The organism is Streptomyces olivaceus (assembly GCF_000721235.1).
Taxonomy (GTDB): domain Bacteria; phylum Actinomycetota; class Actinomycetes; order Streptomycetales; family Streptomycetaceae; genus Streptomyces; species Streptomyces olivaceus.
In genome coordinates this window covers 25,774-42,173 of the sequence record NZ_JOFH01000044.1, presented here as the reverse complement: position 1 = coordinate 42,173, position 16,400 = coordinate 25,774, and the positions used below count along the sequence as shown (strand labels likewise).

11 protein-coding genes and 3 pseudogenes are annotated in these 16,400 nt (G+C 71.2%); 4 read left to right on the top strand and 10 right to left on the bottom strand.

Annotated elements, in window-relative coordinates:
- Positions 1-274: 274 nt before the first annotated feature.
- The 5 genes and pseudogenes from IG94_RS0133695 to IG94_RS43820 all read right to left on the bottom strand — a co-directional run.
- Positions 275-1,960, bottom strand: coding sequence for a ribonuclease J (locus IG94_RS0133695; protein ID WP_031046301.1), 1,686 nt, complete (start codon positions 1,958-1,960; stop codon positions 275-277).
- A 153-nt stretch (positions 1,961-2,113) separates the two neighbouring features.
- Complete coding sequence (gene dapA, locus IG94_RS0133690; RefSeq protein ID WP_031046299.1) at positions 2,114-3,013, bottom strand: 4-hydroxy-tetrahydrodipicolinate synthase; 900 nt, start codon at positions 3,011-3,013, stop codon at positions 2,114-2,116.
- Between the two features lie 223 nt (positions 3,014-3,236).
- A pseudogene (thyX, locus tag IG94_RS43830) lies at positions 3,237-3,686 on the bottom strand (FAD-dependent thymidylate synthase); the annotation flags it as partial.
- Positions 3,687-3,689: 3 nt separating this feature from the next.
- Positions 3,690-4,436 (bottom strand): annotated as a pseudogene (locus tag IG94_RS43825) (HNH endonuclease); the annotation flags it as partial.
- 102 nt (positions 4,437-4,538) lie between these two features.
- Positions 4,539-4,886 (bottom strand): annotated as a pseudogene (locus IG94_RS43820) (FAD-dependent thymidylate synthase); the annotation flags it as partial.
- A 224-nt stretch (positions 4,887-5,110) separates the two neighbouring features.
- On the opposite strand from IG94_RS43820, the gene IG94_RS0133680 reads away from it, so the two are divergent.
- Both IG94_RS0133680 and IG94_RS0133675 read left to right on the top strand, forming a co-directional pair.
- The gene (locus IG94_RS0133680) at positions 5,111-5,350 is read left to right on the top strand and encodes a hypothetical protein (RefSeq protein WP_031046293.1); all 240 of its coding nucleotides are present in this window, start codon (positions 5,111-5,113) and stop codon (positions 5,348-5,350) included.
- Positions 5,351-5,467: 117 nt separating this feature from the next.
- Entirely contained in the window at positions 5,468-6,022 is a 555-nt protein-coding gene (locus IG94_RS0133675) for a membrane protein (protein WP_031046290.1), read from the top strand.
- Positions 6,023-6,153: 131 nt separating this feature from the next.
- Here IG94_RS0133675 and IG94_RS0133670 read toward each other — a convergent pair whose 3' ends face one another.
- The 5 genes from IG94_RS0133670 to rpsO all read right to left on the bottom strand — a co-directional run bounded on the left by IG94_RS0133670 (position 6,154) and on the right by rpsO (position 11,661).
- Positions 6,154-6,609: a tetratricopeptide repeat protein gene (locus IG94_RS0133670; protein WP_031046287.1), complete on the bottom strand. Its 456-nt coding sequence runs from the start codon at positions 6,607-6,609 to the stop codon at positions 6,154-6,156.
- An 85-nt stretch (positions 6,610-6,694) separates the two neighbouring features.
- Entirely contained in the window at positions 6,695-7,447 is a 753-nt protein-coding gene (dapB, locus tag IG94_RS0133665) for a 4-hydroxy-tetrahydrodipicolinate reductase (protein ID WP_031046284.1), read from the bottom strand.
- A 48-nt stretch (positions 7,448-7,495) separates the two neighbouring features.
- Positions 7,496-8,875 (bottom strand): M16 family metallopeptidase, encoded by a 1,380-nt coding sequence (locus tag IG94_RS0133660; protein WP_031046281.1) that lies wholly within the window; start codon positions 8,873-8,875, stop codon positions 7,496-7,498.
- Positions 8,872-11,091 carry a polyribonucleotide nucleotidyltransferase gene (locus tag IG94_RS0133655; protein ID WP_031046278.1) on the bottom strand — a complete coding sequence of 740 codons (2,220 nt, stop codon included), beginning with the start codon at positions 11,089-11,091 and terminating at the stop codon, positions 8,872-8,874. Before IG94_RS0133655 ends, IG94_RS0133660 begins: the two co-directional genes overlap by 4 nt.
- Before the next feature lie 282 nt (positions 11,092-11,373).
- Complete coding sequence (rpsO, locus tag IG94_RS0133650; protein WP_031046275.1) at positions 11,374-11,661, bottom strand: 30S ribosomal protein S15; 288 nt, start codon at positions 11,659-11,661, stop codon at positions 11,374-11,376.
- 320 nt (positions 11,662-11,981) lie between these two features.
- On the opposite strand from rpsO, the gene IG94_RS0133645 reads away from it, so the two are divergent.
- Both IG94_RS0133645 and IG94_RS0133640 read left to right on the top strand, forming a co-directional pair.
- Complete coding sequence (locus IG94_RS0133645; protein ID WP_031046273.1) at positions 11,982-12,278, top strand: DUF397 domain-containing protein; 297 nt, start codon at positions 11,982-11,984, stop codon at positions 12,276-12,278.
- 643 nt (positions 12,279-12,921) lie between these two features.
- Positions 12,922-16,377 (top strand): SCO5717 family growth-regulating ATPase, encoded by a 3,456-nt coding sequence (locus tag IG94_RS0133640; protein WP_078892530.1) that lies wholly within the window; start codon positions 12,922-12,924, stop codon positions 16,375-16,377.
- Positions 16,378-16,400 lie beyond the last annotated feature (23 nt).

Below are 16,400 nucleotides of genomic sequence, written 5' to 3'. Positions count from 1 at the left end.
TCGGTCTTGCTGTCTTGCGTTTCCGACTCTATCAGATCTTTCCGATCCGATTTCCTCGGTGCTTTCCAGGTTCCCGCTTTCGCGTTTCCCTTTCCGGCGCATCCGACTTTATCAGAGATTCTGAGTCGGAATTTCCACCCTCCGGGGCGGCTCCGAACCACGAAGTGGTCGGGTGCCCGTCCGAGCGGAGATGTAAACGTACTGGAGCGGGGCGCCTCGATGCAAATCGAGGCGCCCCGCTCCAGGTTGGCGCTGTCGGAGACCCGACGGACCGTCAGACCTCCACGACGACAGGGAGGATCATCGGCCGGCGCCGGTAGGTGTCCGACACCCACTTGCCGAGGGTCCGGCGCACCAGCTGCTGGAGCTGATGGGGTTCGACGACGCCGTCCTGGGCCGAGCGTTCCAGGGCTTCCGTGACCTTGGGGAGCACCGCGGCGAAGGCCGAGTCCTCAATCCCCGAGCCGCGGGCCTGGACGTGCGGACCGCCGGTGATCTTGCCGGTGGACGAGTCGATGACCACGAAGACCGAGATGATGCCCTCGTCGCCGAGGATCTTGCGGTCCTTGAGGGCGGGCTCGCCGACGTCACCGACCGAGAGACCGTCGACGTAGACGTATCCCGCCTGGACCTTGCCGGCGATTTTTGCCTTGCCCCCGACGAGGTCGACGACGACACCGTCCTCGGCGATGACGATGCGGTCGTGCGGTACCCCGGTCAGGGCGCCCAGCTCGGCGTTGGCGCGCAGGTGGCGCCATTCGCCGTGGACCGGCATCAGGTTCTTCGGGCGGCAGATGTTGTAGAAGTACAGCAGCTCGCCGGCCGAGGCGTGGCCCGAGACGTGGACCTTGGCGTTGCCCTTGTGGACGACGTTGGCGCCCCAGCGGGTCAGGCCGTTGATCACGCGGTACACCGCGTTCTCGTTGCCCGGGATGAGGGACGACGCGAGGATCACCGTGTCACCGCTGACGATGCGGATCTGGTGGTCCCGGTTGGCCATGCGGGACAGGGCGGCCATGGGTTCGCCCTGGGAGCCGGTGCAGACCAGGACGACCTCGCTGTCGGGCAGGTCGTCGAGCGTCTTGACGTCGACCACCAGGCCCGGCGGGACCTTCAGGTAGCCCAGGTCCCTCGCGATGCCCATGTTGCGGACCATCGAGCGGCCGACGAAGGCGACCCGGCGCCCGTACTCGTGGGCCGCGTCGAGGATCTGCTGGATGCGGTGGACGTGGCTGGCGAAGCTCGCCACGATGATCCGCTTGCGGGCGCTGCCGAAGACCTGCCGCAGGACGTTCGAGATGTCCCGCTCGGGCGGGACGAACCCCGGCACCTCGGCGTTGGTCGAGTCGGCGAGGAGGAGGTCGATGCCTTCCTCGCTCAGACGCGCGAAGGAGTGCAGGTCCGTGAGGCGGCCGTCCAGCGGGAGCTGGTCCATCTTGAAGTCGCCGGTGTGGACGACCATGCCCGCAGGGGTGCGGATGGCGACGGCCAGGGCGTCCGGGATGGAGTGGTTGACCGCGACGAACTCGCAGTCGAAGGGACCGACCCGCTCGCGGTGCCCCTCCGCCACCTCCAGGGTGTACGGACGGATGCGGTGTTCCTGGAGCTTGGCCTCGATGAGCGCCAGGGTCAGCTTGGAGCCGATCAGCGGGATGTCCGGCTTCTCGCGGAGGAGGAACGGGACGCCGCCGATGTGGTCCTCGTGGCCATGCGTGAGAACGATGCCCTCGATGTCGTCGAGGCGGTCCCGGATGGACGTGAAGTCCGGCAGGATCAGGTCGATTCCGGGCTGCTCCTCCTCGGGGAAGAGCACTCCGCAGTCGACGATCAGCAGACGGCCGCCGTACTCGAAGACCGTCATGTTGCGGCCGATTTCGCCGAGGCCGCCCAGCGGGGTGACCCGGAGGCCGCCCTTGGGAAGCGCCGGGGGCCGGGCCAGTTCAGGATGCGGATGACTCAAAAGACTCTCCTCACCACACGCGCCACGTACCGGTGGGCACGTGGCGCGCGTGACGTTCGTGCAGAAGCAGTTGTCGTATGGGGTGCGGGCACCGGTGGCCCGCCTATTCAGTTGTGAAGTCCGTCCGGTCGTGCGGTGGTGCGAAGTCTGATGTCAGAGCTGTACCCCGCCGGCGGCAAGATCGATCTTGAGCTGTTCGGTCTCCTCGGCCGTGAGGCCGACCATCGGGGCGCGCAGCGGTCCGGCGGGCAGCCCCTGCAGGGCGAGCGCGGCCTTGGCGGTCATGACGCCCTGGGTGCGGAACATGCCGGTGAAGACGTGGAGCAGCTTCTGGTGGATCTCCAGTGCCTTCTGTACGTCACCCGCGACGTGCGCGTCCACCATGGCGCGCAGTTCCGGGGTGACGACATGGCCGACGACCGACACGAAGCCGACCGCGCCCACGGAGAGCAGCGGCAGGTTCAGCATGTCGTCGCCGGAGTACCAGGCGAGGCCGGAGCCCGCGATGGCCCAGCTGGCGCGGCCGAGATCGCCCTTGGCGTCCTTGTTGGCGACGATCCGCGGGTGTTCCGCGAGGCGGACCAGGGTCTCCGTGTTGATCGGGACGCCGCTGCGGCCGGGGATGTCGTAGAGCATGACCGGCAGCGGGGTGGCGTCGGCGATGGCCGTGAAGTGCTGGTACAGGCCCTCCTGCGGGGGCTTGTTGTAGTACGGCGTGACGACCAGGAGGCCGTGTGCGCCGGCGCGCTCGGCCGTGCGGGCCAGCTCGATGCTGTGCTGGGTGTTGTTGGTGCCGACCCCGGCGACGACGTGGGCCCGGTCGCCGACGGCCTCCACGACGGCTCGTACGAGGTCCGTTTTCTCCGCGTCACTGGTGGTGGGGGACTCTCCGGTGGTGCCGTTGAGAATCAGGCCGTCGTTGCCTGCGTCCACCAGGTGGGTGGCGAGCCGCTGCGCGCCGTCGAGGTCGAGTGCGCCGTCCGCCGTGAAGGGCGTGACCATGGCGGTGAGGACCCGCCCGAAGGGGGTCTGCGGAGTGGAGGTCGGAGCCATGGGTTACACGCTACTCGTTGCTCAGGGCGGGGTCTGCCCTCGGGGGAGGCGGCAGGCCGGAACGATTGCGGAGCCCGGCACTGCCTGCTCGGGGGTTCAAGCAGTGCCGGGTCCCGTTGATCAGGCTAGATGAACTTACGCAAACGCCGCAATACGGACGCTTCGCATGGCTGATCCGCACATGTGTGCCCGGTATGGGCAGCGACGCGGCGCACCGGGAGTATTACGGCGCGACGCGTCCGTTGGTGTTGAAGGCCGCGTACGTGAGCGGCATGAGCCGGGCCCACTCCGCCTCCATCTTCTCGCCGACCATCTCGATCTCCCGCTGCGGGAAGGAGGGGACCTTCGCCAGCTCGTGCTGGGTGCGCAGGCCCAGGAAGTGCATCAGCGAGCGGGCGTTGCAGGTGGCGTACATCGAGGAGTACAGGCCGACAGGAAGCACCGCGCGGGCCACCTCCCGGGCTACACCGGCGGCGAGCATCTCCTGGTACGTCCGGTAGGCCTCGACGTAGGACTCCTCCATGGACCGGCTCACCAGTTCTTGCTGCTCGGCGGTGCCCTCGACGAAGACGTACTTGCCGGGACGGCCCTGCTGGACGAGCTTGCGGGACTCGTCCGGCGTGTAGAAGACCGGCTGGAGCTCGCGGTAGCGGCCGGACTCCTCGTTGTAGGAGTTGTGCACGACGATGCCGTTGGCGAGGAAGTTGTGCCACGGGCCCTCGACGGAAAGGTCGTAGGTCATCTCCTCCCCGGCGTCCTCGATTCCGACGATCCGGTCGGGAACCGCCTTCGCGATCTTGCCGCCGCGCCGTGCCAGCGCCTGTTCCTCCGCGCTCTTGACCGCGTGGCAGGGTTCGCAGGCGGGAGCGAGGTTCTTCGCATCGAGAGCCTGAGCCAGGTCGCGTGCCACGGGAACGACGTGGTCCAGGGCGAGCTCGTCGCGGGGGAAGTCGTGTCCGCAGAGGTGGCAGGTGTCGACCTCCTTGATCAGTTCCTGCCGCCGCATGGCGGTCCACACTCCGATGCCTCGCCGCAGACTGGGCGGAACAAGAGCCTCCGACGGCCGCGGACCGGTGCCGGCGGCCATGACCGCGTCGCCGACGGCGAGCTCCCCCGCCTTGCGCCATCCCTCGGGAGTGAACACGGCGTGGTCCACAGTGCAGCGGAGCGTCTTCCCGGCAGCCGTGGTGATCCTGATCAGGCCCTTGGTTCCGGACTGGATCACGTCGACGATCCTGGCCCGCTGGGCGAGCATCGTCTCCTCGTCGTAGCAGCGGACGTGGTTGCGCCGCACCGACTCGAGCCTGCGCAGTCGCGTGCTCGGGTGCAGCTCGCGGAACTCCGCCACGGCGGACTCGGCCGCCTCGCGGTTCTCGTACAGCCCCAGGTAGTGGTTGCTCTCGCCGCGCCGGACCTGTGCCATCCACTTGCCGGCCCGGCTGTGCCAGGTCACTCCGCCCGCGGAGTGCGGCAGCCGGTCCTCGACGCCTGTGTGCCAGAGCTTGTACAGCTCGGCGATGGTGCGTCGGCGGAGGTTGCCGGATTCGCTCTCCAGCGTGATCTCGGTGTCGCCGGCGAGGCACCAGCCCACGCGGTGTCGCATGAACTCGCGGAAGACGAAGATCGGGGCGCTGATGAAGAAGGTCATCGAGTTGTGCTCGAACGGGCTGCCGTGCCGGTCCCGCATCAGGTAGTTGATCAGGCCCTTCGAGCGCTCCGGGTCCTTCTTCAGCTCGTCGAGGGACTGCTCCCCGGCGGTGGAGACACGGGCGGCGAACAGCACGTCGGAGTCGGTCGCGCTGCTCTTGACCAGCTCGACGGTGACGTCGCTGCGCAGTTCGATCTTGGAGTCGTCGGCGGGGGTGTCGGTCACGGTGTGCAGGGCCTTCCCGGTCAATCTCAGTGGGGTCTCAGTGGGTCTCAATGGGTCTCAGCGCTTGGCGTGGCCACTCTACGACCCGCCGTCGCGGTGCTTGCCGAATGGGGCGTTCGGTGCCGTGCCGTAATCAAGTCGGTGAAACAGGGCACCTGGAGGGGCGTTCGTTCGTCTGTATGAGTACAGCGATTCACTCAGTCCCCGGAAGGAGACACAGCTCCATGATCCGCCGGCGTGAACCCGTGCCGTTCGCCTTCGTCGCCGAAGCCGACAGGTTCCGCAGCAATGTCACTCCCCCACCCCGCGAGCGGGCGTCCTTCGGCCAGCTGGCCGGGCGCTGGCTGCTCGGTCTGACCGTCGTCGCCGGTATCGCGGGCTCCCTGTTGATCGGGATGCCCTCCCTGTCGGCCGACCAGCCCACTCCGGACAAGCAGCCGTCCCAGGCGTCCGAGCGACGCTGAGACACGGCGCAGGGACGGACGGCCCGGCCTCCGTACGGACCCCGCGAGTGGTGACCGGAGACACAGGTCGGTAGCCTCACCGGGCACAGCACACCGTGGAACGAGTGAGGACCAGCCGTGCCCCTGCCCTTCCTGACGGCCGACCGCGCCTTCGACGCGGCCGACGACGTCGCGCTGCCCTACGACGACCGTGACCAGTGGCGCCGGCCCTACCGGCCGGGGCCCTGGCGCGTGGGGGCGGCGGCACTGATGCTGCTGCTGGCGTCGTTCGTGCTGTTCGCCGCGGTCATCATCGTGGCGGCGGGCTCGCCGTCCTCCGCCGGAGTGGTCTTCGCCCTCGCGGTCGTCGTCATCGCCTGCGCCCTGCGGCTGCTGCGCATGGGGGCGTGGGTGAGCGCGCACGGAGTGCGTCACGTGAGCTTCTTCACCACCCGCACGCTGGCATGGCGGGAGGTGGCCAGCGTGCGCACCGTGCAGCAGCCGGTGCGGTGGCTGGGGCTGCCGCGCACGGTGCAGGGGCAGGCACTGCTGCTCGTCCGGCAGGGCCGGTCCGCGGAGTCGATGCCCGCGCTGCTGACCTCCCACAACTCGGACTTCCTCGCGCGCGACGGTGCCTTCGACCGCGCCGCGGACGCCGTGGAGGCGTGGGCCGACGAGTACCGGGGGCGCTGAGCGCCGACGGTCTGCTCGGACGCCCGCAGCCCGAGACGCCGGGGCCCGGACCGCAGCAGTGCGGTCCGGGCCCCGGCGTCTCGGGCTGCGGGTCCTGTTCCCCCTGCTCCCCGCTCCCCGGCCTCCCCTGCTCAGGCCGTCTGGGCCGGCTTGCCGTCGTGCAGGGCGATCGCGCGCTGCATCGCCTTGCGGGCGCGCGGGGTGTCGCGCGCGTCGTGGTACGCGACGGCGAGGCGGAACCAGCTGCGCCAGTCGCCGGGGGCGTCCTCGGTCTCGGCCCTGCGCAGGGCGAAGACCTCGTCGGCCGACTCCCGGTCGACGCGACCGCTGGGGGTGCGCTTCAGCTCGTCGACGGGCAGCCCGCCCTCGGCGTCGAGTTCGGCGGCGAGCTGGTTGGCCCTGCGGACGAACTGGGTGTTCTTCCAGAGGAACCACAGTCCGATCACCGGCAGGACCAGCACCGCCACGCCGAAGGTGACGGTGAGGAGGGTGCCGGCCTCGATGAGCAGCACGCCCCGGCTGCCGACCAGGACGAAGTAGAAGACCAGGACGGCGGCCGTGACGAGATAGGTGATCTTGGCGCGCATGAGGATCAGGGGCTCGGTTCGGTTCTCGGTCGAGGTTTCGGTCCGGGGCTTGGTCCGGGGCTCGGTTCGAGTCTCGGACCGGTTCTCAGTTCAGGTCCAGGAAGTGTTCCAGGCCGAAGGTGAGGCCCGGCGTGGTGACCACCTTGCGGGCGCCCAGCAGGATGCCCGGCATGAAGCTGCTGTGGTGCAGCGAGTCGTGCCGCACGGTGAGGGTCTCGCCCTCGCCGCCGAGCAGCACCTCCTGGTGGGCGAGCAGGCCCCGCAGCCGGATCGCGTGCACCGGGACGCCGTCCACGTCCGCGCCGCGGGCGCCGTCCAGGGCGGTGGCAGTGGCGTCGGGCGCCGGTGCGGAGCCTGCCTTCTGCCGGGCCCGGGCGATCAGCTGAGCGGTGCGGGTGGCGGTGCCGCTGGGGGCGTCCACCTTGTTCGGGTGGTGCAGCTCGACGACCTCGACGGACTCGAAGTACGGGGCGGCGATCTGCGCGAACTTCATGGTCAGCACGGCGCCGATGGAGAAGTTCGGCGCGATGAGCACGCCCGTCTCCGGGGAGGCGTCGAGCCAGGTGTTCAGCTGGGCGAGGCGCTCGTCGGTCCAGCCTGTGGTGCCGACGACGGCGTGGATGCCGTGGCGTACGCAGTAGTCGAGGTTGTCCATCACCGAGGCGGGGGTGGTCAGCTCGACGGCGACCTGGGCGCCGTTCTCGGCGAGCGCGTCCAGGCTGTCGCCCCGGCCGAGGGCGGCGACCAGTTCCATGTCCTCGGCGGCCTCGACCGCCCGTACCGCCTCGGAGCCGATCCGGCCCTTGGCGCCGAGGACGGCCACGCGCAGCTTGCTCATGTCTCTTGCTTCCTTACCGGGGATCGTTGGGCGACGGACCGGGGATCGTCAGGCGACGGCGTCGTGCAGCCGGGACGCCTGCTTGTCCTTCAGCGGGCCGATGACCGACAGGGACGGTCGGCGGCCCAGGACGTCGCGGGCGACGGCGCGGACGTCGTCCGGCGTGACCGAGGCTATCCGGGCCAGCATGTCGTCGACGGACATCTGCTCGCCCCAGCACAGTTCGCTCTTGCCGATACGGTTCATCAGCGCGCCCGTGTCCTCCAGGCCGAGGACCGTGGAGCCCTGGAGCTGGCCGACCGCGCGGCCGATCTCGTCGTCGGTCAGCCCGTGCTCGGCGACGTGGTCCAGCTCGTCGCGGCAGATCTTCAGCACGTCGTGCACCTGGGCGGGCCGGCAGCCCGCGTACACGCCGAAGAGCCCGCAGTCGGCGAAGCCGGAGGTGTACGAGTACACGCTGTAGGCGAGGCCGCGCTTCTCGCGGACCTCCTGGAACAGGCGGGAGGACATGCCGCCGCCGAGGGCGGTGTTCAGGACGCCCAGCGCCCAGCGGCGCTCGTCGGTGCGGGCGAGGCCCGGCATGCCGAGGATGACGTGGGCCTGCTCGGTCTTGCGGCCGATCAGCTCGACGCGGCCGGCGGCGCGGACGGTACGGCGGCCGTCGCGCGGGGCGAGGGGCGCGGCCACGGGCTCCCGGAAGGCGCCGGCCTTCTCGAAGGCGGCGCGGACCTGCCGTACGACCTTGTGGTGGTCGACGTTGCCGGCCGCGGCGACCACCAGGTGGGTGGGGTCGTAGTGCTTCCGGTAGAAGCGGCGGATGCGGTCGGCGGTGAGGGCGTTGACCGTGTCGACGGTGCCGAGGACCGGGCGGCCCAGCGCGTTGTCGCCGAACATGGTGTGGGCGAACAGGTCGTGGACGCAGTCGCCCGCGTCGTCCTCGGTCATGGCGATCTCTTCGAGGATGGCGCCGCGTTCGACGTCGACGTCCTCCTCCTGGATCAGCGAGCCGGTCAGCATGTCGCAGACGACGTCGATGGCGAGCGGCAGGTCGGTGTCGAGCACGCGCGCGTAGTAGCACGTGTACTCCTTCGCCGTGAACGCGTTCATCTCGCCGCCGACCGCGTCGATCGCGGCGGAGATGTCCAGGGCGCTGCGCTTGCGGGTGCCCTTGAAGAGCAGGTGCTCCAGGTAGTGGGTGGCGCCGTTGAGGGCCGGGGTCTCGTCGCGGGAGCCGACGTGGGCCCAGATGCCGAAGGTCGCCGAGCGGACCGAGGGCAGGGTCTCGGTGACGATGCGCAGGCCGCCGGGGAGAGTGGTCTTGCGGACCGTGCCGATGCCGTGCTCGCCCTGGATGAGGGTTTGGGTACGGGCGACGGCCCGCGCCTCCGAGGAGGTGCGGGCCGTCGTCCTGGCGCTACGGGACGTCACTGGTCGGCGTCGTCCTTCTTCTCTTCGGTGCCCTCTTCGCCCTCGATCACGGGGATCAGGGAGAGCTTGCCGCGGGAGTCGATCTCGGCGATCTCGACCTGGACCTTCTGGCCCACACCGAGGACGTCCTCGACGTTCTCCACGCGCTTGCCGCCTGCGAGCTTGCGGATCTGCGAGATGTGCAGCAGACCGTCCTTGCCGGGCAGCAGGGAGACGAACGCGCCGAAGGTGGTCGTCTTGACGACCGTGCCCAGGTAGCGCTCGCCGACCTCGGGCATGGTCGGGTTGGCGATGCCGTTGATCGTGGCGCGGGCGGCCTCGGCGGCCGGACCGTCGGCGGCACCGATGTAGATGGTGCCGTCGTCCTCGATCGTGATGTCGGCGCCCGTGTCCTCCTGGATCTGGTTGATCATCTTGCCCTTGGGGCCGATGACCTCGCCGATCTTGTCGACCGGGATCTTCACGGTGATGATCCGCGGCGCGTTCGGGGACATCTCGTCCGGCGTGTCGATCGCTTCCATCATCACGTCGAGGATGTGGAGGCGGGCGTCACGGGCCTGCTTGAGGGCGGCGGCCAGGACGGAGGCGGGGATGCCGTCCAGCTTGGTGTCGAGCTGGAGGGCGGTCACGAACTCCTTGGTGCCGGCGACCTTGAAGTCCATGTCGCCGAAGGCGTCCTCCGCACCGAGGATGTCGGTGAGGGCGACGTAGTGCGTCTCGCCGCTGATCTCCTGGGAGATCAGGCCCATGGCGATACCGGCGACGGGGGCCTTCAGCGGCACACCGGCGTTCAGCAGCGACATGGTGGAGGCGCAGACCGAGCCCATGGACGTCGAGCCGTTGGAGCCAAGGGCCTCGGACACCTGGCGGATCGCGTAGGGGAACTCCTCGCGCGTCGGCAGCACCGGCACGATGGCGCGCTCGGCGAGGGCGCCGTGGCCGATCTCGCGGCGCTTCGGGGAGCCGACGCGGCCGGTCTCGCCGACGGAGTACGGCGGGAAGTTGTAGTTGTGCATGTAGCGCTTGCGGGTCACCGGGGAGAGGGTGTCCAGCTGCTGCTCCATGCGGAGCATGTTCAGGGTGGTGACGCCCAGGATCTGGGTCTCGCCACGCTCGAACAGCGCGGAACCGTGCACGCGCGGGATGGCCTCGACCTCGGCGGCCAGGGTGCGGATGTCGGTGACACCGCGGCCGTCGATGCGCTTCTTCTCCTTGATGACGCGCTCACGGACCAGGGACTTGGTCAGCGAGCGGTACGCGGCGGAGATCTCCTTCTCGCGGCCCTCGAACTCCGGCAGGAGCTTCTCGGCGGCCAGGCCCTTGACGCGGTCCAGCTCGGCCTCGCGGTCCTGCTTGCCGGCGATGGTGAGCGCCTGGGTCAGCTCGGGCTTGACGGCGCCGGTGAGCGCCTCGAGGACGTCGTCCTGGTAGTCCAGGAAGATCGGGAACTCGCCGGTCGGCTTGGCGGCCTTCGCGGCGAGGTCGGCCTGGGCGCGGCACAGCACCTTGATGAAGGGCTTCGCGGCCTCCAGACCGGCGGCGACGACCTCCTCGGTGGGCGCCTCGGCGCCGCCCTCGACGAGCTTGACGGTCTTGTCGGTGGCCTCGGCCTCGACCATCATGATCGCGACGTCGCCGTCCTCCAGGGCGCGGCCCGCGACGACCATGTCGAAGACGGCGTCCTCGAGCTCGGTGTGCGTCGGGAAGGCCACCCACTGGCCGCGGATCAGCGCGACGCGGACGCCGCCGATCGGGCCGGAGAAGGGCAGGCCGGCCAGCTGCGTGGACGCGGAGGCGGCGTTGATCGCCACGACGTCGTACAGGTGGTCGGGGTTGAGGGCCATGATCGTCGCGACGACCTGGATCTCGTTGCGCAGGCCCTTCTTGAAGGACGGGCGCAGCGGGCGGTCGATCAGGCGGCAGGTGAGGATCGCGTCCTCGGAGGGCCGGCCCTCGCGACGGAAGAAGCTGCCGGGGATCTTGCCGGCGGCGTACATCCGCTCCTCGACGTCCACCGTGAGGGGGAAGAAGTCGAGCTGATCCTTGGGGTTCTTGGAGGCGCTGGTGGCCGACAGCACCATGGTGTCGTCGTCCAGGTACGCCACGGCGGAACCGGCGGCCTGCCTGGCCAGCCGGCCCGTCTCGAAGCGGATGGTGCGGGTGCCGAAGGCGCCGTTGTCGATGACGGCCTCGGCGTAGTGGGTCTCGTTCTCCACTAGTGCTTTCTCCGATACTTGTCGTCTTTTGCCCCTCCTCGCCCGTGTGGCGGGGGGACGGTGGCGGAGAAGCGCTCCAGGTATGCGGGCCGGTCTTCGATCGAAGCTCCCGGGGTTCTGCCCCCGGGGGCCACTACCGAGGACCGGCGGCGGCAAGGCGCGCTTCTCCTCGTTTCGTTCGTCGTGTGTCTGTTACCACACTACAAAGGGGCGGCAGCACCGCGCACGTACAGCAAAGGGAGCGGCCCCCGAACGAATGGGAACCGCTCCCTTCACGGCGTCCTAGCGGGCGCCCGCCGCACCGCGGCGGATGCCGAGGCGCTCGACCAGCGCGCGGAAGCGCTGGATGTCCTTCTTGGCGAGGTACTGCAGCAGCCGGCGGCGCTGGCCGACCAGGATGAGCAGACCACGGCGGGAGTGGTGGTCGTGCTTGTGGGTCTTCAGGTGCTCGGTCAGGTCGGAGATCCGACGGGACAGCAGGGCGACCTGGACCTCGGGGGAGCCGGTGTCGCCCTCCTTGGTACCGAACTCGGTGACGATCTGCTTCTTCACTGCGGCGTCGAGCGACACGCGTACTCCTCATTGGTCTGAGAGTGGCCACCGAGTGCCCCCGGTCTACGTCTCGGGGGATCTTCCGTAACTCGGAAGGCGGGGATCCGCTGGGCGCGACCGCCGGGGCCGGAGCTCCGGGGGCGCGTACACAAACGGCCGTCACACACCTTACCAGCCCGTAGGGACCCCTCTGTCCGCCGCCCGCACCGGCGCCCGCACCGGTCCGCGTCCCGCCACTCGTACCGGTACACACATGCACGAACCGCTGACCTGGAGGAACGGGGACAAGTATGGTGACCGCACAGTTCGTTGGCACAGCAGGAAGGACCGGAGCCGCGATGGCCGACGCCGAGGAGCAGGATCTCAGGACGCGCAAGGAGCGGGAGCGGGACGAGCTCTACGCCCTCGACATCTCCGGTGTCGAGTGGCACAGCGCACCCGGCACCGAGGAGGACGAGGAACGGGTGGAGATCGCCTACCTTCCCGAGGGTGCGGTGGCGATGCGGTCGTCGCTCGACCCCGACACCGTGCTGCGGTACACGGAGGCGGAGTGGCGGGCGTTCGTGCTCGGCGCCCGGGACGGCGAGTTCGACCTGGAGCCGGCGCCGGGCGGCGGGGCCGCCACCGCGGAGTGACGCCCTGAGCGGGCGGGCCCACCGGGTGCCGCCCGCTCGTCGTACCGTCCGGGCCGCGGGCAGACGGGGCCTTGTTTCCTCGTCCCGGCTGCCCGCTGCCCGGCCGTGACGTGCGCCCCGGCTTCCGGCCGCGAGGCCATGACTTCTCCGCCGCGGTCTCAGCAGCAGGCCGCCGCCGCCAGCCCCACGCGCCGCGGCTGCCGGGGCACCGGTGCCGCCTTCGCCCGCGTCGTGCCCATGACCCCGTCGCCCGGTTCAGCGCCCCGCCGGCTGGTTCGGCGCCGCCCCGCCGCGGGGCCGGGAGGGGACGGGCAGGCCGACCCCTCAGTCAGTGCGGCCCGCGTCGCCCGCACGATCCGACTCTGTCCGCTATGAGGCGAAAGTGCGTCGCTTTTGCGTGAGTTGTGGCGTTGAGAGCCAGGATGGACAGGGGTACGGGGCATGACGGGGGCGGGTCACTCGTGATTAGGCTGGTATCGGGCGCGACACCAGAACCCGTGGAGCGGGGGTCGGCGTCCCAAGGGGGAGAGCCGGTGGATCGGACGACCTCGAACGGCCTCGGACAACGTCGAACGACCATATCGAACGACACAAGGGTCGCCCCAGCACGGCTTGAGGGTGCTCGACCACACCAGGAGGAACTGTGAGCAGCGATCGGGACGGGATCCGCGGGGGCTGGGCTACACCCGGCGATGACCAGCCCGACGCGGAGTCCTCCATCGAGACGACCGGCGAGTTCACCATCGACTACGCGCCCCCCGCCTGGTACACGCAGAACGCGTCGGGCGGGTCGGAGCAGGGGGCTGCCGCCGGTTCCGGGGCGGGCTCGGCAGAGGGCTCGGAGGGCGACGCGCCCTCGGCTTCCCCCACTCCTCCTCCGCCCTCCTCGCCTCCTTCCGCGCCTTCGGCTCCGCCCGCTCCTCGCGGGCCGGTTCCGCCGTTGCCGGGGCTGGCTCCCCCGCCGCACGCCGCGCCGCCGGGTGGCCCTTCCGCCGCCCCGCCCCCCGCCCCGGGGGCGCCCTTCACCCCGCCGCCGCCCGCGCCGGGCGGCGCGTTCACGCCGCCCGCGCCGCCGGCCGGAGGGCCGGTCGGGGTGCCCAGGCTGCCGGTCGACAGCGGCTTCGAGCCGCAGGAGCGGCCGGGGTCCGACTGGGAACCCGACTGGGGACCCAAGGACCGCAAGAGCCCCAAGAGCGTGGCCCCCCGCAAGCCCGCCGCGCCCCCGGCCTCTCCCACGGCCGTGCCGACGTTCCCGGCCGGAGGGTTCCAGCTCCAGGCACCCGTGCCGCCGCCGGCCACGGCACCCGTGCCACCGCCGGCCGCGAAGCCGGAGCCCCAGGAGGCCTCGGAGACCGGGGCCGGGGCCAAGTCCGGGGTCGAGACCGGGGCGGGGGCCGGGACCGGAGTCGGAGCCGGGGCCGGAGCCGGGGCAGAGACCTCGAAGGAGTCCGAGGCCGGCCTCGGCGGCAGCGGTCTCGGCAACGGGGACCTCGACAGCGGCGCCACCATGCGTTTCTCCGCGCACGCCCTCAAGCGGGAGATCGCCGCCTTCGCCGCCTCGGACGAGGCCGCGAAGGAAGAGGCCGCGAAGGCGGAAGCCGTGAAGGAAGAGCCCGCGAAGGAGAGGCGGGAAGCCCCGGAGGAGCAGACGCCTCAGGAGGAGAAGGCCAGGCAGGAGGCCTTCACCGCGGACGGGCCCGGGGACTCGCCCGCGAAGGGCGCCGCCGGGGCCGACACGGCCGCCGCTGCCGAAGATCCCGCCGACGCGCGGGACGGCGTGGCAGACGAGGCGGGCGGTGCCGGATCCGCCGACGCGCCCGGCACGGAGCCGGAGGACGAGGGCACCGACTCCGTCGGGTCCGATGCCCAGGGCACGGACGCGGACGACTTCCGTACCGCACCTCCGGCGCAGGATGCCGAGCCCGCACCCGCACCCGCCGCCCTGACGGTCGTACCGGACCCGGCGTCCGAGCCGGAGCCGGAGGACGGTGTGCCGGCCACGCCCGAGCCCGAGGACGGCGTTCCCGCAGCGTCCGGGCCCGAGCCCGAGGACGCGGTGCCCGGCGACGCCACGCCTGCGGACCGCGCCCCGCAGGACGCCGCTCCGCAGGACGCGCCGCCCGCCGCGCAGGTCGGGATGCCGCCGTCACCGCCGGCGTACCCGCCCGTCGCGCCCGCGCCGGCCCACGAGTGGCCCGCACAGCCGCAGGCCGACCCCGCTGCCCCGGGCACTCCGGAGCAGCAGCCCGGCGTGCCGGCCCCGCAGCCTCCGTTCCAGCCGCAGGCCCCGCAGCCCGCGCCCGCCGCCTGGAATCCCCCGGCCGCCCCGCCGGCACCGCCGCACCAGGCGCCCGCGCAGCCGGCGCCGCAGCCCGGGTACGGCTTCCCGCAGCCCGGCGCCACGCCTCCGGCGGCAGCGCAGACCCCGGCGCCCCAGCACCCCGCACCGCAGCCCCCTGTGCCCGGGCCCGGGGCGGCTTACGGCTTCCCGCAGCCCCAGCCGGGGCAGCCCGGCGGTTACGGGTTCCCCCAGCACCAGCCCGGGGAGCCCGGCGGTTACGGCTTCCCGCAGCACCAGCCCGGGCAGCCGGCACAGCCGCAGCCCGGTGTGCCCCAGCAGCCGCAGCCGCCCGCTGACGCCCAGACCCCGCCCACGGCCCCGCCCGGCGCGCCGCAGCCGGCTCCGCCTGGGTTCCCGCAGCAGGGACCGCCCGCCCAGCCGATGCCCCAGCCGGGACAGGCGCCGCAGCAGCAGCCTCCCCAGCAGCCCGTGGACCCGCGGCTCGGCGCCGCCTGGCCGCAGCCCATGCAGCACGACCAGCGTCAGCCCACCAACCCGGGGGCGGCGCCGCTCGGTTACACGGCGGCCGTGGAACTGTCGTCCGACCGGCTGCTCAACAACAAGCGGCAGAAGGCGAAGAGCAGTCGTCCGGCGGCCGGCGGTTCGCGGTTCAAGCTGGGCGGGAAGAAGGAGGAGGCCGAGCGGCAGCGGAAGCTGGACCTGATCCGCACACCGGTGCTCTCCTGCTACCGCATCGCCGTCATCAGCCTCAAGGGCGGCGTCGGCAAGACGACCACCACCACCGCGCTGGGCTCCACACTGGCCACCGAGCGGCAGGACAAGATCCTCGCGATCGACGCCAACCCGGACGCCGGCACGCTCGGGCGCCGGGTGCGGCGGGAGACCGGGGCCACCATCCGTGACCTCGTCCAGGCCATCCCGTACCTCAACTCGTACATGGACATCCGGCGGTTCACCTCGCAGGCCTCGTCCGGCCTGGAGATCATCGCCAACGACGTCGACCCGGCCGTGTCCACGACCTTCAACGACGAGGACTACCGGCGCGCGATCGACGTGCTCGGTCAGCAGTACCCGATCATCCTCACCGACTCGGGCACCGGCCTCCTGTACAGCGCCATGCGCGGCGTGCTCGACCTCGCGGACCAGCTGATCATCATCTCGACGCCGTCCGTGGACGGTGCGAGCAGCGCCAGTACGACGCTGGACTGGCTGTCGGCGCACGGGTACGCCGACCTCGTGTCCCGTTCGCTGACCGTCATCTCCGGGGTGCGCGAGACCGGCAAGATGATCAAGGTGGAGGACATCGTCGGGCACTTCCAGACGCGGTGCCGCGGTGTCGTGGTCGTCCCCTTCGACGAGCACCTCTCCGCCGGTGCCGAGGTCGACCTCGACATGATGCGTCCGAGGGTGCGCGAGGCGTACTTCAACCTCGCGGCGCTGGTCGCCGAGGACTTCGTCCGCCACCAGCAGTCGCACGGCCTGTGGACGTCCGACGGCAACCCGCCGCCGGTCGCCGCCCCGCCGATGCCGGGCCTGGCGGCGTCCGGTCAGCAGCCCCAGCCGGGCCAGCCGCCGCTGCCCGGTCAGCACCCGGTGCCGGGCGGGCCGCCCATGCCGGGGCAGTACCCCGCACCCGGTCAGCAGCAGCCCGGGCCGGGGCAGCCCACGCCGGGGCAGCAGCCGTACCCGCCGCAGCAGCAGCCCGGGCAGCCCTACCAGCAGCCGGGGTACGGGTACCCGCAACAGGGGCAGCAGGGACAGCAGGGGCAGAACCCTCCTCCCCCGCCCCAGCAGTAGGTTCGCCGACCCTCCGGAAGGCC

Coding starts and splice junctions, on each gene's coding strand:
- IG94_RS0133680 (WP_031046293.1), top strand. CDS start 5,111: ATGATCCGCCGGCGTGAACCCGTGCCGTTCGCCTTCGTCGCCGAAGCC.
- IG94_RS0133670 (WP_031046287.1), bottom strand. CDS start 6,609: ATGCGCGCCAAGATCACCTATCTCGTCACGGCCGCCGTCCTGGTCTTC.
- IG94_RS0133645 (WP_031046273.1), top strand. CDS start 11,982: ATGGCCGACGCCGAGGAGCAGGATCTCAGGACGCGCAAGGAGCGGGAG.
- dapA (WP_031046299.1), bottom strand. CDS start 3,013: ATGGCTCCGACCTCCACTCCGCAGACCCCCTTCGGGCGGGTCCTCACC.
- dapB (WP_031046284.1), bottom strand. CDS start 7,447: ATGAGCAAGCTGCGCGTGGCCGTCCTCGGCGCCAAGGGCCGGATCGGC.